This is a genomic window from Clostridium pacaense (assembly GCF_020709765.2).
Classification (GTDB): Bacteria; Bacillota; Clostridia; order Lachnospirales; family Lachnospiraceae; genus Enterocloster; species Enterocloster hominis.
Genome location: NZ_JAJFEB020000003.1, coordinates 187,291 through 207,661, shown reverse-complemented (window position 1 = coordinate 207,661; position 20,371 = coordinate 187,291). Strand labels below are relative to the sequence as shown.

The 20,371-nt window shown below is 48.0% G+C and carries 16 protein-coding genes; 3 read left to right on the top strand and 13 right to left on the bottom strand.

Annotation, left to right across the window (positions count from 1 at the left end; genetic code table 11):
* Positions 1–9: 9 nt before the first annotated feature.
* The 4 genes from LK536_RS37040 to LK536_RS37025 form a co-directional block, all read right to left on the bottom strand.
* Positions 10–567, bottom strand: a complete 558-nt coding sequence (locus LK536_RS37040) for a TetR/AcrR family transcriptional regulator C-terminal domain-containing protein (RefSeq protein WP_235712099.1) — start codon at positions 565–567, stop codon at positions 10–12.
* 61 nt (positions 568–628) lie between these two features.
* Entirely contained in the window at positions 629–3,436 is a 2,808-nt protein-coding gene (locus tag LK536_RS37035) for a methyl-accepting chemotaxis protein (protein ID WP_506092099.1), read from the bottom strand.
* A complete protein-coding gene (locus tag LK536_RS37030; RefSeq protein ID WP_227795270.1) occupies positions 3,426–5,696 on the bottom strand; it encodes an efflux RND transporter permease subunit in 2,271 nt (756 codons plus the stop codon). Before LK536_RS37030 ends, LK536_RS37035 begins: the two co-directional genes overlap by 11 nt.
* A gap of 17 nt (positions 5,697–5,713) precedes the next feature.
* Positions 5,714–6,616: a hypothetical protein gene (locus LK536_RS37025; protein ID WP_227795269.1), complete on the bottom strand. Its 903-nt coding sequence runs from the start codon at positions 6,614–6,616 to the stop codon at positions 5,714–5,716.
* A 310-nt stretch (positions 6,617–6,926) separates the two neighbouring features.
* Between LK536_RS37025 and LK536_RS37020 the strand changes: the two genes are divergently transcribed.
* Both LK536_RS37020 and LK536_RS37015 read left to right on the top strand, forming a co-directional pair.
* Complete coding sequence (locus LK536_RS37020; RefSeq protein WP_025483404.1) at positions 6,927–7,517, top strand: TetR/AcrR family transcriptional regulator; 591 nt, start codon at positions 6,927–6,929, stop codon at positions 7,515–7,517.
* 237 nt (positions 7,518–7,754) lie between these two features.
* Positions 7,755–8,987: a class I SAM-dependent rRNA methyltransferase gene (locus tag LK536_RS37015; RefSeq protein ID WP_227795268.1), complete on the top strand. Its 1,233-nt coding sequence runs from the start codon at positions 7,755–7,757 to the stop codon at positions 8,985–8,987.
* A 906-nt stretch (positions 8,988–9,893) separates the two neighbouring features.
* Here LK536_RS37015 and LK536_RS37010 read toward each other — a convergent pair.
* The 3 genes from LK536_RS37010 to LK536_RS37000 form a co-directional block, all read right to left on the bottom strand.
* Positions 9,894–11,258, bottom strand: a complete 1,365-nt coding sequence (locus LK536_RS37010; protein ID WP_227795267.1) for an MATE family efflux transporter — start codon at positions 11,256–11,258, stop codon at positions 9,894–9,896.
* 254 nt (positions 11,259–11,512) lie between these two features.
* Positions 11,513–11,932 (bottom strand): MarR family winged helix-turn-helix transcriptional regulator, encoded by a 420-nt coding sequence (locus LK536_RS37005; protein WP_227795266.1) that lies wholly within the window; start codon positions 11,930–11,932, stop codon positions 11,513–11,515.
* Positions 11,933–12,041: 109 nt separating this feature from the next.
* Positions 12,042–12,443: a VanZ family protein gene (locus LK536_RS37000; RefSeq protein WP_227795265.1), complete on the bottom strand. Its 402-nt coding sequence runs from the start codon at positions 12,441–12,443 to the stop codon at positions 12,042–12,044.
* 390 nt (positions 12,444–12,833) lie between these two features.
* On the opposite strand from LK536_RS37000, the gene LK536_RS36995 reads away from it, so the two are divergent.
* Positions 12,834–14,189: a polysaccharide biosynthesis tyrosine autokinase gene (locus LK536_RS36995; RefSeq protein WP_227795264.1), complete on the top strand. Its 1,356-nt coding sequence runs from the start codon at positions 12,834–12,836 to the stop codon at positions 14,187–14,189.
* Between the two features lie 597 nt (positions 14,190–14,786).
* Here the strand turns inward: LK536_RS36995 and LK536_RS36990 are convergent.
* The 6 genes from LK536_RS36990 to LK536_RS36965 form a co-directional block, all read right to left on the bottom strand.
* Positions 14,787–14,981 (bottom strand): transposase, encoded by a 195-nt coding sequence (locus LK536_RS36990; protein WP_506092107.1) that lies wholly within the window; start codon positions 14,979–14,981, stop codon positions 14,787–14,789.
* A 549-nt stretch (positions 14,982–15,530) separates the two neighbouring features.
* Entirely contained in the window at positions 15,531–15,824 is a 294-nt protein-coding gene (locus LK536_RS36985; protein ID WP_331472107.1) for an IS110 family transposase, read from the bottom strand.
* 274 nt (positions 15,825–16,098) lie between these two features.
* A complete protein-coding gene (locus LK536_RS36980; RefSeq protein ID WP_227795263.1) occupies positions 16,099–16,368 on the bottom strand; it encodes a transposase domain-containing protein in 270 nt (89 codons plus the stop codon).
* Complete coding sequence (gene tnpC / locus LK536_RS36975) at positions 16,313–17,359, bottom strand: IS66 family transposase (RefSeq protein ID WP_506092098.1); 1,047 nt, start codon at positions 17,357–17,359, stop codon at positions 16,313–16,315. The genes LK536_RS36980 and tnpC overlap by 56 nt, the downstream gene beginning before the upstream one ends.
* Position 17,360: 1 nt before the next feature.
* On the bottom strand, positions 17,361–17,702 hold the full coding sequence (tnpA, locus tag LK536_RS36970; protein ID WP_227795261.1) for an IS66 family insertion sequence element accessory protein TnpA: 342 nt from the start codon (positions 17,700–17,702) through the stop codon (positions 17,361–17,363).
* A 1,368-nt stretch (positions 17,703–19,070) separates the two neighbouring features.
* Positions 19,071–20,276, bottom strand: a complete 1,206-nt coding sequence (locus LK536_RS36965; RefSeq protein WP_227795373.1) for an IS256 family transposase — start codon at positions 20,274–20,276, stop codon at positions 19,071–19,073.
* Positions 20,277–20,371 lie beyond the last annotated feature (95 nt).

Sequence of the window (20,371 nt, the reverse complement as noted above, 5' to 3'; positions counted from 1 at the left end):
GCGCCAAAATCACAGCAGTTTTAAACGGTCAAACACATTTGCCAGCTTGGGCGGCATGGCATCCACCAGTTTGGCGGACATGGCCCGGGGAGAATCCTTCATGCCTCCCAGGACCCATTTTACCGTCATGTAAACCGAACCCTGGCAGTACATTTCCAAAAGGAAATGCAGCTCCTGGTCCAGCGCCCTGCTGTCCTTCCTCGCCAGGAGGTCTGTATAGAACTGGAGAATCAGTTCAAAATCGTGCTCTTTTAATGAATTCCTGTCGTCTGAGCGGAACGCTTCCGTGAAAAACACCTTTTCATTGACTATGAATTCAAACTTCTGTGTCAGGCTTTCGCCCACCGTGTGCCCCATCCCTATCTGTTCAAAGGACTGAAGCACCAGCTTATCAAAATACCAGTTTATCAGGTCATATTTATCCAGGAAATTCCTGTAAAATGTCTGCCGGGTAACGCCGCAGCCCTCCACAATCTCCTTGACCGTAATCTTATCCACGGGAGCTGACTTCATGCATTCCTTCATGGAGGCTGCCAGCTTATATCTGGTTTTTTCCTGTTTGTTCATCTCAGCCACGGTATCCCCTACCCCCTTTGGATACCATTATACTAGAAATCCCCTGCACCTGCTACCTGTTTTTGAAAATGCTTACCATCGCCTTCCACATCTGTACCAGTACGTTCCACATCCTGCGCAGCGGGCTTTCTTTTGCCTTTGCCACCTCTGCGTCCGCGGTCTTGGCCTCGTCGTCATCCACACTGATTTCATCGGTCCGCAGGACTATCTGCAGCGTCTTTGGCGGCCGGTTCTTATCTGAAGTAAATGAAACCCGTTCCGCGGATGGATCCATGAACAGGAACCGGTTATCCGTGTCGAATTTGTCCAGTTCATTGTCAATGGTATCCTTCATGGTGCGTCCGGCCTGGCGCATGGCGGTCGTGCTGTCAAATATGCTCAGGCTCTTGTCTAAAAGCTCCATGCTGCCCCGCAGGCTCTCACGCGCAGCCGCGTCAAAGTCGTCGCTGCTGTCCTTTAAGGTGTTCTGGACAATGGTCATGGTGCTGATGCCATTGTTGAGCGCTTGTGTTGTCCGGCTCACCAGTTCCTTGGAATCGTCCAGGGTGTCCTGTAAATCCGGATAATAGGCATCCAGGGAATCGTGGAGCGCGGTCAGATCCTCGATGAGGATATCCAGGTTATCCACGATTTCCGCACTGTATTTGGCAGAGTCCGAAGTATCATCCATAAGGTTGGACATGAGGCCGGAAAGCTCACTGCTCTTTTTGGATATATCCGTCAGCATGGACTGCCTGCCAGCTAACAGTTCCATCAGCGTCTGCATATCCACCGGGACCTCGGGGGCGCTTACCAGGGGTACATTGTGTTTTTCAATGGCTGCGGTTTTTCCTGATTTGGAAGCGCTGGAAAGTGCTGTTACTGTGATGGTACCAGCATTGGCATTGGCGCTGCTATTGGTGTTGGCGCTGGCGATGCTATTGGCGTTAACGCTGGCGTTGGCACTGGAGATGCTATTGCTCCGGCTTCCACTTGCCTGACCAGACTTTCCTACCGTGGTTCCGCCAGCCTGATTGTCTTTAGCATCCGTGGTTCCACTTGCCTGGTTATCTTTTCCATCGGCAGAACTGCTGGCCTGGCCAGCGTTACCGCCTGTAGTTCCACTGCTTGGGTTATCCTTACCGTCCGTGGTTCCGCCGCTCTGGTTATTCTTTCCATCGGTAGTCCCGCTTCCCTGACCAGCGCTTCCGTCCGTGGTTCCGCTTCCCTGATCACCTTTCCCATCGGTAGTCCCGCTTCCCTGGCCAGCGTTACCGTCCGTGGTTCCGCTTCCCTGATTACCTTTTCCATCGGTAGTCCCGCTTCCCTGGCCAGCGGTTCCACCCGTGGTTCCACTTCCCTGACTGTCTTTCCCATCCGTAGTTCCGCTTCCCTGGCCAGCGCTCCCGTCCGTGGTTCCGCCACCCTGGCCAGCGCTCCCATCCGTGGTTCCTCCACTTCCCTGGCTGTTCCCATTACCAGTCTTATCATCCGGGTTCCCGGCTCCATCCGTACCCTGGCCGCCTTTATTGCCCTCATCTTTGGCGCCGTCCGTTCCGGCGGCATCCGTTCCGCCTGAGGCGGTCTGTCCGTTCCCGGTCCCACCGTTGTTCCTATGGGAGCGGCTTGCCTGTTCTTCCAGTTCTTCCTCATCCAGAAGGCTGATTCCCGAACCAGCAGTTGCAATTCCTGTTACATAAACCTGTTCACTTGCCTGCAGCTGGGCGTCCAGGGCAATAAGCTGCTGCATCAGTTCCATAAGCTCCGGGATATTTCCGGAAATCCCTTCCGCACTGCTCTTGATGTTATTGAGCCTGGTGTGCAGTTTCCTTAAGGGGTCCTGCATTTCCCCCATGGTATTCACAATATCGCCCATGCTTTTATGGATTACTTCTGCCGACTCCTTGGCGGTCTGAAGATGGGGTATCATGGTTTCCAGCTGCTGTGACACAGCGGTCAGGGAGGCCAGTGTCTGGTCATTCCCCGCCAGGATACTGTCCTTGGAACTGCTCCATTTCTGCCTTGCGCTCTCCGCTGAATCCAGGCTCCCGCGCACCTGGCCCACGCCCTGGCGCATGCCTTCCACGGATTTGGCCATCTGCTCCAGGCTGTCGTAAAGCTCATCCCCTGCATCCTGCCATGTATCCTTTGCTTCCTTTAAATCCTTGATATGTTCCAAATCCTCCACCGTGCCCGGCATCATGGCCATGATGACCCCGATGGTCTCAAAGCTGTCCGTACCGATGCGCACCGTGTAGTCCCCATCCTCACCGGGAAGGGCCGTGAACACAACGGCTGTTGTCTCTCCAAGATTCTGGGTCTGGGAACCTTCTGCTTCCACACTGTAGCATTTCCCCATGTCCACGGGCACAGCTACCATAAGCATCATGTTGTTGCGGTAATACTCCCTTGCATTGTCATTAGGCTCTGCCTTGATGTTAATCTCCACCAGGCCGGACGCCCCAGCCAGCTTATCACCGTCCGTGGGGACACCGTTAAGCTTATAGGACACATCAAAATCCCAGGGCAGGGTTATCTGGCTTTTATCAATGGCGCATTTGTAATAGAAACGCTCCTTCTGGGCCTGCGGAAAGTTCCAGGTAACGGTTCCCTCCCCCAAATCCGGGGTTGCCTGGTTGGACATATTGGTAACGTCCAGATAGGTACCGTAGTCCGTAAATTCCGTCCTGCCGTTAAGGCTCAAGCCCTTGACCACATTTATCTTGTCAGGCCTTCCGTAATAATCCAGGTTGATATACATGGTCTCATCCACATCCACAGCCGCCTCTGCGCCATATACCGGCACGGCTCCGCCTGCATTGGTGCAAAGCATGACCGCGGCCAGGCCGGCTGTCATGATTCTTTTATATTTATACCTCATCACTATCCACCTCCGCTGGTATGTTCTTATTTCTGTTTCCCATGGACACCTTATTGACAATGGTTCCCAATCCGGCCTTTAACAGGGCCTTGCGCTTCTCATGCCGTCTCTTCAGATATTTTTGCAGACGGTCCCATTCATTGCTGGTGATGATACGGTCAAAGAGCACCAGCAGGGCAGGCAGCACGGTCAGCACCAGGATCACGCTGAACAGACCGCCCCTTCCGATTAAATGCCCCAAATCCCCGATTGCAGCCGTGGTGGATATAAAATGAATGATATATCCGGCCAGGATGATGATGGTGCCCGATGTGAATATGGACGGGCAGGACAGCATCAGGGCTTCAATACACGCCTCCTTCTTAGGAAGGTTCTTACGGGCAGACACATAATTGTTGGTCAGCAGGATGGAATAATCCACCGTGGCTCCCAGCTGTATGCTGCTGACTATGATATATCCCATGAACACCATGGTGTCCCCCTGCAGATACGGCATCGCCATATTCAGGAAAATCGCCACCTCAATGGGCACCATGACGATTACAGGTATGATAAATGAACGGAAGCTGAACATCACAACCAGGAACACGCCTAACAGTGACAGCATATTTACCCTTGAATTATCCGAGGTAATGGTGGTCTTGATATCCTGGGTGGACGGTGTCTCACCCACCAGATAGGAATCCTCCGGATAATAACGCTTTATGATATCCTCAATTTCCTGGGTACACCTGAAAGCCTGGTCGCTTTCTGTTTTTGTCCTTATATACACCAGCATCCTGCACGAACTGCCGGTATGAAGTTCGCTTGTAATGGAATAGGGCAGGAATTCCTCCGGTATTCCCTGGGGAAGTGTGTTGGCCATGGACAACACACTCTTCACATAGGGCAGATCCTCGATTTCATCGGACATTTCCTTTTCCAGCACCGGTGATGTGTTGGGGTACAAAGCCAGGAGCATGTTGCTCCGGCCAAACATCCTGGATATCTCCTGGTCATCCGCATACACCTGGGTTCCTTCGCTGGCGCCAACCGCGCTGTTGCCATACAGGAAATCATTCATTCCCTGGGCCACGTACGCCGGGGGCGTAAGGAGGACCATGATGATAAGGGAAGCATACCGCACCCGGTACACCCATTCGCTGAACTTCCGGAAGCTTGGAAGGAAGAGGCGGTGCCTGGTCCTGTCATTCCACTTCGTGAACTTGAGGATCATGGCCGGCATGAAGAATACCACGGTAATCAGGCTGAAAATGATTCCCTTTGCCAGCACCAGGCCCATGTCGAACCCGATGGTAAACTTCATGGACACCAGGGCCAGGAAGCCCACCACGGTTGTCAGGCTGCTGGCAAAAATCGAATTGATGGCAGCCTCGATGGCATTGACCATGGCTGTTTCTTCCGGCAGCCCTTTCTGCCTTTCCCTGGAAAATGCATCCAGCAGGAATATGGAATAGTCCATGGACGTTGCCAGCTGCAGCACCATTGCCACGTTGTTGGTCAGGAACGAAACAGTGCCTATGAAAATATTGGTCCCCCTGTTGAGCAGGATAGCCACGCCCATGACCAAAAGGAACAGGAAAGGCTCTGACCAGGCCGTGGTGGTAAGGCACAGCACAGCAAAGATCATGATGACCGACACGGTAAGGATCAGGTTCATCTCGCTTTCCACATTTTCCGTCAGGGACTTGTTCTGGACCGCCATACCCACATAATAACCCTTATCCCCGGTGATGGCCTTCATCTCGTCGATGGCCTGGGAAGTCTTCTTGGCCGTATCCCCTTCGTCAAAGGTTATGTCCATGACAGCGCAGCCGTCCTTGTAGTAATCCTCAATATCCTTCTGGTTGATGAAATCCTCTCCCGCATAGATATTAACCGTGCTGTCGCACCACAGGATCTGGTCCACGCCGTCCACGGCCTCCAGCTTATCCTTATACTGCTTTGCCTCGTACAGGCTTACGTCCTTAATCATCAGCCTGGCCGTGCCGGGATATCCGAACTCCGCCTCCATTTGGTCCAGACCGATACAGGACTGGGCTGTTTCCGGAAGATACTCCGTCAAATCATAGTTCACATTCACAAAAAGCATGGCTATCAGGGAGAAAATACACCCCGCCACAAATACGCTTTCAATCCATCCCTTTTTATGTATGATGAAACCGGCCAGACGGGCGGCCGGCGATACTGTTCCGGCTGCCTCCTGTCCCTTAACCCTGTGTATTCTGTTCTTAATCCTGTCAAACAGTTTCTGTCCCATGTTCCATGCTCCTTATATCACCGCATCAGTATTATCATGAAATAATGCGCTCCGTCCTTTTCCGCGTGTGCCATGCCCAGGCTGCGGTAATACTCCAGGGCGTATTTCCTGTCACCCTTCCCGTCGTACCGGTCCCCTGTCTTTGCCATCACCTTGGAAAATGCCTCTGCCCCGTCCTTACAGTTCCTGATATAAAGTTCCAGGCACGTAGCGTTCTTACGGTAGGGAACCGTGGCCAGATAATCATTCACCGTCCCCTCACCAGGTATCTTATCATCCATATAACCGCCTGCCATGGCTGCGTGAAGCCGGTGGGCGGCTGCCTTGTTCAGGTTCATATCCATCTTAAAGCCTGCGTAGCGGTCATACACCCGGTGCATATCCCCGTCGTATTCCTCTTCCCGGTCAGGATGTTCATCAAAATAACGTTCCTTTTTCTCCTCATTCAGGTCATCAAAAAGCGACTGGGTTTCCTCGTCATAGCAGCCTGCATCATAAGCGCCTCCACCTGAATTCTCCACCCACTGGGCGGATTCCAGGGCCCCGCTCCTGGAGAATCCATAGACCCCGTTGTCCAGGACCAGCTCACCCAGGTTCATACCGCCGTCCTCATGGAAATAGTACCACTCCCCATCCACTTCCCGCCAGCCGCGGACCATGACGCCGTCTTCATCCAGGTAATAGGTACGGCCGTCTGTCTGCAGCCATCCTTTATGTAAGGTATTACCGGAATCCATCCAGTACCAGTCTTCCCCTGATTGGTTCCATCCGGGAACCATGGAATGGGGGAGGTTGGGTTGGGCTGCGGATATGTTCTCCTCTGCCCCCGCACAAACCACTCCCAATCCCGGATATATACCGAACACTGCGGCTGACAGCAGGAGCAAAAAGCATTTCCCATAACATTTTTTGTAGTACATCCTGTCATTTCCCCCCTCAAACCATAATCCAGACAAGCTGGAATCTGGAAAATCCTGTGTTAATCTATATAATTCTATTATACGTCTTTTGTTTCAATAAGCAACTTCCATTTTATTAATTGACATTTGTTTATTAATTGACTATAATGGATTATACTAAGTTATGGCAAAAATACAATGATTAATTTTCAGGTTTTTGCTCATTAATAAACACTATTTCATTTTTTGTTCAGGAAAAATTTGTTAAAAATATGTAAACTCCAGGGAGCCAAGTGCTCCCTATCCCTGTACACTAAAGGAGGATAAAATCATGAGTACAGAATCCATGGACCGGAGGGTCCGGAAAACCAGAAAACAGCTGCGGGAATGTCTCATTTCATTATTAAAGGAAAAAAAGGTCCAGGAAATTACGGTCCGGGAACTGACAGACATGGCTGATCTGAACCGGGGTACGTTCTATCTTCATTATAAGGATGTGTTCGACCTTCTGGAAAAGACTGAAACCGAGCTTCAGGATGAATTTAACCAGCTGGTATTAAAGCACGATGCCGTGGATTTAAAACAGAGGCCAGCCGTTATTTTCAATGAAATCTACACCCTGGTATATGAAAATGCAGACCTGATTGAAATCCTGCTGGGCGAAAACGGCGATTTGAACTTTGTGAACCGCCTGAAGCAGCTAATCCGAGAAAAATGCCTGAAGGACTGGATGGAGGTCTTCCGCTCCGGCAATGCGGCTGCATTTGACGCCTTCTTTTCCTTTATCGTGTCCGGCTGCGTGGGAATTGTCCAGTATTGGCTGCAGACAGGGCTTAAGGAAACGCCCATGCAGATGGCCAGGCTGACGGAACAGATCATCACGCAGGGGATTGGGGTCCTGGAGATTGACCCTTATGCCTGACGGATATCTATCAGACGGGTACCGGAGGATGACAGACAGTAATGCCGGAGCATTTTCAGCACCCGGTAACACCAGGCAGTAATACCAGGCAGTAATGTCAGGGCAAGTTCAGACGAAAAATTGTCAAAGCAAGTTCATTTTAGGAAAACAAGTTCAGCAGAAAAATCCGGATGAATTTTCTTCCATGTTATGATATGATGGTAAACGTGTAAAATTCATTTATGACAGGAGTATTTCATGGAATCTAAGAATCTATATACAATAACAGCCACGGTCCGCATAAAAAAAGGCCAGGGACGCACCTTAAAGGCTGGCGGGGCATGGATTTACGACAATGAAATTGATACCATTGCGGGGGATTTCCAGAATGGGGAACTTGTATCCGTGGAAGACTTTGACGGTTTCTTCCTTGGACAGGGTTTCATTAATACCAACTCCAAGCTGACGGTGCGCATGCTGTCCAGAAAAAAGGGCGCGGTCATAGACGACGCCTTTCTTGAAATGCGGGTGAGGAATGCGTGGGAATACAGGAAGGCCACCGTGGACACATCCAGCTGCCGGATCATATTTGGCGAAGCCGACTTCCTTCCCGGCATTGTCATTGACAAATTCTCGGATGTGCTGGTTGTGGAATCACTGGCACTGGGTATTGACAGGCTGAAACCCGTAATTGTGGAAATGCTCAAAAAAGTGCTGTCCGAGGACGGTATAACCATCCGCGGCGTGTACGAGAGAAGCGATGCCAAGGTACGCCTCCAGGAAGGCATGGAGCGGTACAAAGGATTTATCGGTGAACCATTTGACACCAAGGTGGAGATTGTGGAAAATGGCGTCCGATACATGGTGGATGTGGAGGACGGTCAGAAGACAGGTTTCTTCCTGGACCAGAAGTATAACCGCCTGGCTGTGCAGAACCTGTGCAGGCGCATCCTGCCGGATAAGGTACTGGACTGCTTCACCCACACGGGTTCCTTTGCACTGAACGCCGGACTGGCAGGTTCTAAGGAAGTGCTCGGAGTGGACGCTTCCCAGCTGGCCGTGGATCAGGCCAGTGAGAACGCACAGCTCAACAGGATTAGTGACAGGGTGCATTTTGAATGCGCGGATGTGTTCGACCTGCTGCCAAGACTGGAACAGGAGGGACAGAAATTTGATGTGGTAATCCTGGATCCCCCTGCATTTACAAAGTCCAGGAATTCCATCAAGAACGCAGTAAAGGGATACCGTGAAATCAACCTTCGCGGCATGAAGCTGGTAAAGGACGGCGGCTACCTGGCCACCTGCTCCTGTTCCCATTTCATGGACCCGGAGCTGTTCACAAAGACCATCCGGGAAGCCGCGGGAAATGTCCATAAACGGCTGCGTCAGGTGGAATACCGGACCCAGGCCAGCGACCACCCGATTCTTTGGGCGGCGGATGAGAGTTATTATCTGAAGTTCTATATTTTCCAGGTTTGTGATGAGAAGTGATGGGAAATGAATGGAAGGGCATGATTCAATCGGGATATGCATAGTTTTATGGAATGTGGATAGATTATAGTAAGGGTACCAGGGCAGCGGATTGCGGCCGGCCTGGCACCCTTTTTGATATTTGTAGCATTTTTGATGTTTGCACTCTTTTTAATATTTGTAGCATTTTTGATGTTTGCACCCTTTTTAATATTTGCACTTTTTTTATGTTTGCCCCCTTTTTAATATTTGCACTTTTTGATGTTTGCACCCTTTTTGATATTTTCACCCTTTTTTGATGTCTGTTATATTTTGTTTACCTATTTTTTTATCATTTATAGATTTTAATGTTCTTAGTTTTTTACTTACTGTACATAGCAGGCGCTTTTATTTTTCCCGGCACCATTTTTATGTTACTTTATATTGCATTTATATTGCTTTTTACTACATCCGTATTGCTTTTTACCGCATTTATATTGCCTTATATCGCTTTCACGGTAGTTACTTTCTAGCTATATTACGGAGATGGAGGTTATATGCCCTGGCTGATTATTATTATCCTGCTTCTTATTCTTATTGCGTTTGCCTTATACTGCTGCGCCTGTAATACAACTCCATATGACCGTGAAGCGGACGATGAACAGCAAGTGGAATATCTCCGCCAGTATAAAGAAAGCCATAAGAAGCTGGGACATAGTAAGGATAAATAGAGCCATGCGGGTGGTCGGGATACAGCCGGTCTTGGCGGCCTGCCAGGCTGAGTCGGACAGTCTGCTAAGATGGGACGGACGGCTTACCAGAATGAATAGGGCACTTTGCCAGGATGGACTGGTCTGTCTGACGGAACATACAAAACGCAGCTTGCCAGAACAGGCCAGATGACTGGCCAAGGCAGACTGGCCGGCTTGTTGGTGCACCAGCTGTCCATCAGCATTTCCCCTCTGTCTTCCGGTTATACCGTACATAACATATAGAAAAAAATACAATGCCATATACAGAGGCTGCCGGAACCGCCAACCCGATATCAAACAGGCTAGCCCCCTCCTTTATGCTGAACAGATAGGAAAGAGGTACACGGACCAGGAATGAAGCCGTAATCCCCTGAAGCATGACCGGAAACGACATGCCGTGTCCATTAAAATATCCAATATAGCTGAATACCAGGCAGGTAAGGATTGCCTCGAAGCTGAAGCCCTTCAGGTACTCTGCCGCCCTGACGATATACGCCTCATTTGATGTAAACACAGCGGCAGGTATATCACCTCTGAAAAATGCAACCACAAAAATAAACACCCCAACAGCAGCGCCAAGCCCCATCCCCGTAAGCATGGCCTTTCTTGCGCGCTCTTCCTTTCCCGCTCCCACATTCTGAGCCACAAATGCCGACATGGACTGCATAAGCGCAGAAGGTATCAGCATGATAAAGGAAATAACCTTCTGCGCAATCCCATAACCGGAAGAAGCCTCCAGACTGATTCCATTGACAATGGCACACAGAATCAGGAAGGAAATATTCGTAAGCATTTCCTGCAGCGCCAGCGGGATGCCCAGCTTCAGGAAAACAGGAATTTCGCTGTTAAAACCCATGTCCTTCCTTGAAAATGTAAAAGGAAGGTTCTGCCTTCTGATGATGAACAGGGAAAGGATAACGCTGATTGCCTGGGCTAATATGGTAGCCAGTGCAGCCCCTGCCACGTTCATACGGAAAACCGCTACAAACAATAAATCACCTGCAATATTCACAAGACATGCAATCAATACAAATATCAAAGGCAGCTTAGAATTCCCCAGGCCCCTGAAAATTCCGCTGATTACATTATACGCAATCACAAAGATAATGCCCGCGCCGCAGATTCTTACATACTGGACAGTCAAATCAAAAGCAGCCTCAGGTGCATTGAGCCACGATGCAAATGCCGGAGCCCCGGCCAACAGCAGAACCATGACCACTCCTGTAAACACAGCGAAAAAACAGATACTGCCGCCTATGACACTGCCAATACGGCTGGCGCGTCTTTCCCCCAGATACCGGCTGATCAGTACGGTAACCCCCATTGTAAGGGCTGTTATGACAAATGTCACAAGATTAATGATATTGCTTCCGGTCGCAACTGCTGAAATACCTGCATCCGTTCCAAACCGGCCTACTACCAGAAGGTCTACGGCTCCGTACATTGCCTGGAGAATCAGGGCGCCCAGGATTGGTATCATGAATCTGATTAATTTGGTGACGATATTGCCTTGGGTGAAATCATCAGACAGTTGATTTGAAGTGGGGTTTTGGGTGGACATGGTTAGGGACTCCTTTTATGTAGTATGTAGTGTGAATTCTATATATTTTTTTGGTATCCTTAATACAATGTTTATTACAAATCTTATTACAATTTTTATTACGTTCTTTATTTATTACACTCTTTTTTTATTACACTCTTTCTTTATTATACTCTTCATAATCTTTATGACAATCAGGGATAACCCAGACTGTTGCCAATCCTGAAACATAGCCGCATCCATTTACTCAGACAGGTGTTTGGATAGAACAATGATTAATCATCCAGGTTTTCCAGCATCCTTTCCCCAACCCGCATAAAAACATCCAATTCATCATGGGTTATCCCCTTCATAAGCAGCGCCTCTGTCTGCTGAATCTGGCGCTGAAGTTCCAGCCGTATGTGTTCAGCAGCCTCCGTAAACTGGATGACCTTATATCTGCCATCGCAGTCACTGCAGACCCTTTGAATCATCTTCTGCTCTTCCAGTGTCTTTAACAGCTCCGTGGCCGTAGACGGGCGCAGGCCAAATTCCTTTTCAATGTCTTTCTGAAACAATTGCCTGTCATTGCTCTCTACCAGGATAAACTCCAGAATGCGGCCCTGGGCCTCTGTAATGCCCAGGAGCCTGCCTGTTTTGTCCGAACGGCGCCTGAGGCGGATGGATATTTTATTGATTAGTTTGCCTGTCTCCATGGTGGTTCCTCTTTTTGCTGGTTAATATTATCTATATTGGCATAGGTTTAACGCCAATAGTTCGTTTCCTAAGTATATAATTATAACAAGATTCCAAATGTTGTCAACATTAATTGGGCTTTCGGAACCGGATTAAACCAATCACGGCCCCAATCCCCGCACCGATGGTATTCATCAGGATATCGTCCACCTGAAAATGCCCGCGTTGGGTCAGAAGCTGGGTTACCTCTATGGCAAGGCTGAAACAAAAACCCGCAAATACACAGACTGACAGACGTCTCAAACATTTCCACATCTTGGGGACAAAAAAACCAAAAGGGATGAACAGAAGGATATTCTCAATAACATAGGCATTGGCACGGGGTCCCCCCAGCGTCTCAAACAGGGTAAGGCTGATTCCCGTCCTGGATCCCGGTTCGCGCTCAAATATGGTTATGATGAATATCATGATAAAATAGATGATACAGAGAATGCTTAAAAAGGCCCTTTTCCTGTTCCGTGAAAAAACCATCAGGATACTGCCTATTAGAATACCTGCTGCAAGGGCAACCGGCAAATACTTTAGTTCTACTAAAATATCTATCAGAATGTACTTCCAAGTCTGTTGGGATAAAAAGTTCAATATTAACTCCTAACGAAAAATATATAATGAAAATGCATCCGTCCACACTGCGGTTCCCCGCCCATACCACGGCGGACCAATGCCTTTTACCTACTATAGTTCCTGGTCCCGGATATGTCAAGAATGTTCGGAATTAAAACCTACAGTTCGGAATTAATACCCGTGATTAAATGCCCGTGATTAAAACATACAATAAACTTGATGTTTCCGCAGTTTTTGGTAAAATGATGGGAGGGGGATTTATTATCCCATACAAATGACAGAGTGCGAGGTACCTCGATGCCGGATACTAATGATGAAATAGAAATCTATATTCCCGACCTTCTCCATTCAATCTGGGACCTTCGCTGGATTGTCTTATTCCTTATGGTTCTGGGCGCCCTGGCCGGCACTGCCCTGTCCCTGGATGGAGGGACTACTTACGAAACCAGGGCCTCCATGATTGTAAATGCCCGGAATACCAATGATGTCTACCAAAACGGAACCCCTATCCCCAAGAATGAGGATATACAGCTTGCCAGGAACCTTGTAAAAACCGTACAGCTTTTGGCAACCAGCAACCGCGTGCTGGGATTAGTCCTGGATACGGATGCATACAGGGACATTTCCCTGGAACAGTTAAAATCAGGCATTAACGTGACCATAGAGGAGGACACAGCCTTTATGTGGCTTACCCTGCACTGGGAAAATCCACATGAGGCAGTGGACTTACTGAACCGGCTGATGGGGGTTCTTCCGGATGTCATGCTGGAAGTAATGGATATCGGCTCTGTCAGCGTCATCGACACACCGGGACCGGCCACAGGTGTCTCATCCGCCTCTTTCCGTAATGTAGCAATCGGAATCGCAGCCGGACTGCTTCTTGGCTGTGTGCTGGGCACTGTCTACTACCTGTTCGTCCCTAAAATACGCAACAACAGTTCCCTGGAGGCCCTGGGCCTTGATATAATCGGAGAAATTCCTTACATAGACTCAAAAAAGGAAACAGCCGATGGATATCTTGACAACAAAGACCTGCCGCAGGAATATCAGGTAGCTTACGGGCGGCTGGCAGCAGTATTCTGCTATCTCGCTGAAAAGGAAAACCAGCAGGTAATTGCCGTTACCTCCAGTGTCTCGGGAGAAGGCAAATCAACCGTTGCCTATAATCTGGCCCTGCGTCTGACCGAACTTGGATGTAAGGTGCTGCTTCTGGATTTTGACTTCAAAAAAGGTGTGCTTTACAAGCTGGCCAGAAAGCATAAACCCAAAGACGGTGACAAACGCACCGAGCCACGGACAGGTGAAAACTTAAGGCAGCAGGTGGAACGGATGTACAATGGGATTTATACCATACAGGGGTTCGCAAAGGAGAACATTTTCCATGCGGATAACCAGGTCTTCCCGGCCATCCGTGCCATGAAGGATACATATGACTATATCATCATCGATACCCCTCCGGTCGGTACCCTCTCTGATGTACAGCATATGCGCGGTCTCATGGACGGCGTGCTTCTGGTCGTACGCCAGGATTGTGTGCTGCGCAGCGCTGTGGAGGAATCCCTGGATTTTTTGAAAAAATCCGGGATTGCTGTGGCGGGCGGGATATTGAATTGTAAAACGGGGATTATAGGGGTGAAGCACAGGAGGGGGTGATTTTCTTTAGGTCTATCGGTATTAGTGAGTATTCTGACGCTTTTGAGCCACCAAATCCGATACAGAGAACCATGTGTTTTACATTTCTCTCTATTTATTCAATATGCATGTCATCCTCCTGTTTAACCGTCATCTATCAGGCGATTATGCAACGAATCTGCGCGATTTTGAGTGAGAAAAGCAGGTCACTCTCAACCATCCTACGTTGCTGTGGTTTGCTGAGTAGACATTTCTGGACTAAACATACTGCGGCGAAGTTGCCCGACGGTGGCGTATAAAGCTCACTTATAGCGATATGTCGCTACATCCCCACTTTTTTGAGCAAAAAACCTGCTAATAAAAGTCAAGGGGTTTTAAAATTTATAATTTTTTATCTGTCGAGAATCGGCGCACACAAATACGGCTGGCTACTGTTTACCAGCCTGACTGTGCTTCGTTATCAAATTGGCTTAGTCCTGATATACCTCGTTCACTCTCGAGTAAGCTATTCTCAGGAACTTATTTAATACTGCGATTTTAGCGAGTTTTGTCTTTTCCTTTAGATTCTTTCTTTAAAATATAATGATAGATCGAACTATCCTCTGGTTCTTTATGGCTCTATAGCACCCTCATCACTTCATATCCCACTTTTCTGATTGTGGGCGAACCTCGCTTTGTTATCCAACGCTTACTTCTGGCAAACTGGCCGGATTCATACGGTGGCGGGTCAATGCCAGTGTAAGCTATTAATGCTTTTCCGTTATGAAATCGTCTTGCATCGCCAATATCTGAAATACCGCCCCCCCCCCCCATATACCGTATGGTTGAATATTCAAGCAGCATCTTTGCAAGTTCCTGCATTCAGGATAAGATATGGGATAAGGAGCTGTAGATAGTCCTTAGCACTGATATGGCTTCCTGTACGAATATTTTGGTCGATGGTATACAGGAAGACAAGGTGGGAATGCCACTGGATGCCAATTCATAGATTTCGATTGCTTTGGATTGACGCTAGTAATATTTTCTTTCCCTAGCTTATTCAGAATAGGAGGATATGAATTCCGCCTAGCTCATGGATGTAATCGTATCGAAATGCCAGAATTTCTCCACAAAATTGCTAAACTTGTCCCTGTTATTCGTTTCATTCCAAATTTTTAACATCCTTTTGATTCTAGGCATTGTGTAATCCTGAACATGCGTCAATTCCTGAAGCGCTTTTACATGCAACTCCATGTAATGCCGGTATCATCGGCCTAATAGTTTCAATTCAGCATAGCTCACCTCATAGCCTTCATATTTTTGAATCTTAAACCACTTGTCAGTTTCATAATTAGCGATGGTTATAGAATCAAGCCTATCCGTTTATGTTTCTCTAATACTATTATCTTTTGCATATTTTTTCATTGCATAAGGGATCACAACTGATACAAAATGGCCCTTATCCTGAAGGAAAGTAAGAATCGGAAGGTGATAGATTCCCATGGCTTCCATCACAATCCGGACTTCTCCATCCAATCGCTGAAACAGCCCTGCCAAAGCCTTCATTTCTTTCTCTACATGTAGCACCTCAAATGGACTGCATACAATCTTTCCATAGGGCTTAAGAATACAAACCATGCTTTTTCTTTTTGAGACATCAATTCCAACACTTATCATTTCATGATTCCCTTTCTACTAAATAGTAATTGTTCCAGATGCACTTATTACCATTCAGTTTAGTTGGTTACGCGGAAGCAATGTCCTTACCGGCTTAAGCGAATGCTTATAATAGGGGATTGGTTAACGGTTTTTTTACGGATGCAAAAATCCAAATAAGCCTACGTCAGATCAATTACTCCCCTTATTATACTAAAATAAGCGTAAGTGATTCATAGCCGGTACCCGGCAAAAAGAAAACCGCTCAAACGGACGGTGTTGTGGACAAATATAGTCAAGATTTCGATTTCAGTTTCTTCAGGCAGCAACCAGGCAGTTTTTCTGACCACGGGAGGAGTTGATCCAAATACGAAGAATCCTCGAGCTCTCCTTGCTTGGGCAGTTCCTCCAACAGATATTTGAAATACTCGTATGGCTTCAGGTTATTCGCTTTGGCAGTTTCAGCAATGCTGTAGGCAATTACACTGCTCTTTGCTCCGCCAATCGTATCAATCAGATACCAGTTCTTCCTGCCCAGAGCAAAGGGGCGGATGCTCTGCAGCATTGTTAGTCATCGGGACAGCACCATCTGTGAGAAATACCCCCAGAAACGATTCCTGATTGATGCAGTAGCTGATTGCCCTGCCAGTCTTCATTTTAGGCGCTACGTGACCCTGCTCATATTTCAGGTACGCAAAGAATGCGTCAACCAATGGGGCAACGTTTCTTTTTCGCTGTTCCAGACGCTCTTCGGGAGGCATATCCGCATAACCCTGCCCATACCGAAACATTGTCTGTATGATTTGGAGCGCCTTATAGCAGATGGACTCCTGAACGGACCGTTTTTCCTTACTGGCAGACTTCACGACATCGGCAAAATCTCTTCTGGCATGTGACCAGCATCCGGCAACCGTAAGGTCTTTCCGTTCCCTCGCGATTGAATGGTATACCTCATATCCGTCCATCACGCATATGCCACGGAAGTCCTTTAGAAACTGTATCGGATAATCCGCTTTGCGTCCTTTCTGGTATTCATAAAGGACAAAAGGATGTACTTCCAGTGAACCGGTCCGGTACACCCACATATAACTCTTGAATCCGGCAGGGCGCCCATCCTTGCGTACTTCAACCGGTGTTTCGTCTGCGTGGAGGACATGATAGTCATTGAGTTTTTCCCTGAGACGGTCATAAATCCTCTTCAGGTGACGGTCTGAACAGACATTTGCCCATCGGCATATGGTCGGTTCCGGAAGGAAAACGTCACAGCGCTCGAACTCTTTTACCAGTCGCTGGATTGGCTGTGCATTGACATACTTGGCGTTGTAGATGCCTGCGGCGAGGGAAGGCGTCACGATGCTGTTCCGCAGAAAATCAGCGGGACGCTCACCACGCACGAACGTCTTTCGTTCTAATCTGGTCCCGCAAAAAAGGAAGAGGACATTTTTCTGAAAAGGGTTAAGATTGAACTGCTCCTTTACAAGAGCGGCTAGGCCATCGATTCCCCTGCGCGAATGACTTTTACCCGCATAGAGATAAATTGCTTCGAACCCATTCATCTTAGACAACATCGGTCATCACCGCCTTAAGAAAAGCAAGGATATTGTCTGGCACATCACCGCTGACTTCAATGTTGGTATCCGCACGACGAATCCGGAGTATAACACTGAAAGAAGTGTCCGCAGGGCAGAAGAGAACCTGCATGAATCCACCTGTATTTTCCGTGGACGACTGGCCTGCTGCAGCCAGCGCTGTATTGCGGAGCTGCCTGAGGTGATAGTAATACTGTGGCTCACTAACATTGTTTGCTGCGTACCATTCTTTGATGGATAAGCCGCTGGCATTACGTTCTCGGGCCATAGCCTGCCAACTAGCCATACGTACTTCGACGACCTCGTTCATAGAGAGTAACCTCCTTTGAGTTACTTGAAAAACTTCTAAAAGTTTTCAAAGCTTTTCAAGCAGATTCTTCTAGGAGCCTATTATCTCACAGACTTGGGTTCTAATTAGCCTACTCATTATGAATCACTTACAAATAAGTGCAAGTGTCAGAGATAATTACTCTCTAACAACTACACTTTTATGGTACTAAAATATCCGGCTAATGTAAGTCTCCTCGAAGCCATCCGTTCTGACGAGGAAGAGATAAAGAATACTAATTCAAAAATCCTAGAATTAGAGGCAGAGTTGGCTGCTAGGAGAGGAGGTGACGGTGATGAAGCAAAAGAAAAGACCTGAGCGAATCTACGTCAAAGTAACTCCGACTTTGACTCCACCGGCTATATATAGCCAAAATCCATCACATGGAACGATGGAAGAACCTTCAAGATTGAGTCCGTAAAGGACTTCCGACCAACCTCATCCTTGGAAGCCTGCCTGCCGGGCGACTGCTACACAGTCATCATCCATGGAAAGCTGAAGCACCAGTTCTTCGAGCGGTCAGATGACCATTTCGCATCCACTTTGGACGCTGGTTTGTGGAATACACCCCCCCCCCCCATCCCATCCCCCAAAAAAACAACTAGCCACAGTCTGACTGGCCAATTTTCGCAGGGATAAACGATTACTGAAAAATTCCTGGGATTTACTGAAACTCAATAATGGCCCGGCGACAAGCATAAAATTGTGTGGAAGGAGTGAAACGCCGTGAGTGAGAATTCTTTGGTTGCTGGGAACCAGCGCACCTATATTGCTACCGACCTAAGATTGTTCTACAATTCCATGGAATACGCCAACCGCAAATACGACCGACCACGAACCTTGTCGTGGTGGATTATGCCGAGATTGAGCGACAGAAAGAGAAACGAAAAGCGGGTGAGAACAGAGAGCGCAGGATACAGAAAACCACGCTGAAGCTGCAGGATCGTTTTGGGAAGATGTGATTCTGAAAGGCATGAACCTTGAGAAAGGCGACACAACGATTGAGTGGGACCAGACCACCGGTGGGCATAAGGCCAGGGAGAGAGTTTCAAGTTTTGTATAAACAAGGAAAACTGATTGTAAGATATGTCATTAGTACTGAAGGGCAAAGCCATTTTTCAGGTGTTGCCCTTTGCTTGTATTAAAATACAGATTCCGGGCATGTCAAGACAAGCGAGACCGTTTCAATGTTTGTGTAAACTCAAAAAACTGAAATAAGATAAGTTGATAGTTACGAAAGGCAAAGCCATCTTTCTGGGCCTTGCCCTTTGTTTGTATTATAATACGGATTCTGGGTATGTCAAGCGGGGCTGCCCAGGCATCCTGCCCGCTGCCCTACACTGCTTATAATCAGGACAATCGTTCTTCAAAAAATATTTCCAGCTGGGAATGGATCTGCCACCAATCCTGACGGTGCCCCGTCCATTTCTTCGTGATATCCATCATTGCAAGATACAGCATTTTTAATAGGCTGTCATCGGATGGGAATACCGTCTTCGATTTGGTCACTTTTCTCAGCTGACGGTTAAATCCTTCAATGGTATTTGTCGTATATATCAGGCGTCTGACGGCCTCTGGATATTTAAAATAGATGGATAGGTTTACCCAGTTATCACGCCAGGACTTGGCGGTTTTAGGATATTTCCCACTCCATTTTCCATCAAAACTGTCCAATTCCGATAGGGCGGTTTCCTCAGTCGGTGCCGCATACACTTTCTTTAAATCAGCCATCAGTGGTTTGATCTCTTTGTAGGAGACAAAACGGGTGGTGTTGCGGATCTGATGGATGATGCACTGCTGGATTTCTGTCCGGGGATAAACAGCTTCTATCGCTTGTGGGAACCCGGAAAGCCCATCGACACACGCAATCAGGATATCCTCCACACCCCGGTTCTTTAATCCGTTCAGAATGGAAAGCCAGAACTTGGCGCTTTCATTCTGCCCTACATACATACCCGGGACATCCTTCCTCCCGGATATATCAATCCCTATGGCGATATACACGGCCTGCTTTACGATACGTCCCTCGCTGCGTACATGGAAGTGGACGGCATCCAGGAACACCACTGCGTAAATCTCTTCCAATGGCCGTTCCTGCCATTCCTTTACGATAGGCAGGATCTTGTCCGTGATACGGCTGATGGTACTGTCTGAGATACCGATGTCGTATAGTTCACGCATATGGCTCTCGATATCATTGGTGGTCATGCCCTTGGCGTACATGGAGAGGATCTTTTCCTCCATGTCCTGAGTGACGGTATTCTGATATTTTTTGACCACCTGAGGTTCGTATTCCCCTTTTCTGTCCCGTGGGATATCAATCTCCATGTCTCCGTAGCTGGTGTGCATTCTCTTCTGGGAATGGCCGTTCCTGCTGTTGTCTGTTTCTTTGTTACGGTAATCATACTTGGAGTATCCAAGCTCCTCTTTCATTTCCTCATCGAGGGCACCTTCCAATATGACACTCATCATGTCACGCATAACCGCATTGACATCTGTGCCATCTTTGATCTTGACGTTGTTCTGTTTGAGGTAACCGCTCATGAGTTCCCGCATTGCCGCTTTCTGTGGTGTGTCATTTTTCCTTGCCATAAAACCTCCAAACTGAGTAATTCTATCTTACATCAGTTTAGAGGTTCACACAATCTTTG

Excerpts from the sequence above, each read along its gene's own strand:
- LK536_RS37040 (WP_235712099.1), bottom strand. The coding sequence starts at position 567 with ATGAACAAACAGGAAAAAACCAGATATAAGCTGGCAGCCTCCATGAAG.
- LK536_RS37010 (WP_227795267.1), bottom strand. The coding sequence starts at position 11,258 with ATGTCCACCCAAAACCCCACTTCAAATCAACTGTCTGATGATTTCACC.
- LK536_RS37015 (WP_227795268.1), top strand. The coding sequence starts at position 7,755 with ATGGAATCTAAGAATCTATATACAATAACAGCCACGGTCCGCATAAAA.
- LK536_RS36985 (WP_331472107.1), bottom strand. The coding sequence starts at position 15,824 with ATGATAAGTGTTGGAATTGATGTCTCAAAAAGAAAAAGCATGGTTTGT.
- tnpC (WP_506092098.1), bottom strand. The coding sequence starts at position 17,359 with ATGAATGGGTTCGAAGCAATTTATCTCTATGCGGGTAAAAGTCATTCG.
- LK536_RS36980 (WP_227795263.1), bottom strand. The coding sequence starts at position 16,368 with ATGCTGCAGAGCATCCGCCCCTTTGCTCTGGGCAGGAAGAACTGGTAT.
- LK536_RS37020 (WP_025483404.1), top strand. The coding sequence starts at position 6,927 with ATGAGTACAGAATCCATGGACCGGAGGGTCCGGAAAACCAGAAAACAG.
- LK536_RS36995 (WP_227795264.1), top strand. The coding sequence starts at position 12,834 with ATGCCGGATACTAATGATGAAATAGAAATCTATATTCCCGACCTTCTC.
- LK536_RS37000 (WP_227795265.1), bottom strand. The coding sequence starts at position 12,443 with ATGGTTTTTTCACGGAACAGGAAAAGGGCCTTTTTAAGCATTCTCTGT.
- LK536_RS36990 (WP_506092107.1), bottom strand. The coding sequence starts at position 14,981 with ATGGGGGGGGGGGGCGGTATTTCAGATATTGGCGATGCAAGACGATTT.
- LK536_RS36965 (WP_227795373.1), bottom strand. The coding sequence starts at position 20,276 with ATGCGGGAACTCATGAGCGGTTACCTCAAACAGAACAACGTCAAGATC.
- tnpA (WP_227795261.1), bottom strand. The coding sequence starts at position 17,702 with ATGAACGAGGTCGTCGAAGTACGTATGGCTAGTTGGCAGGCTATGGCC.
- LK536_RS37005 (WP_227795266.1), bottom strand. The coding sequence starts at position 11,932 with ATGGAGACAGGCAAACTAATCAATAAAATATCCATCCGCCTCAGGCGC.
- LK536_RS37035 (WP_506092099.1), bottom strand. The coding sequence starts at position 3,436 with ATGAGGTATAAATATAAAAGAATCATGACAGCCGGCCTGGCCGCGGTC.
- LK536_RS37025 (WP_227795269.1), bottom strand. The coding sequence starts at position 6,616 with ATGTACTACAAAAAATGTTATGGGAAATGCTTTTTGCTCCTGCTGTCA.
- LK536_RS37030 (WP_227795270.1), bottom strand. The coding sequence starts at position 5,696 with ATGGGACAGAAACTGTTTGACAGGATTAAGAACAGAATACACAGGGTT.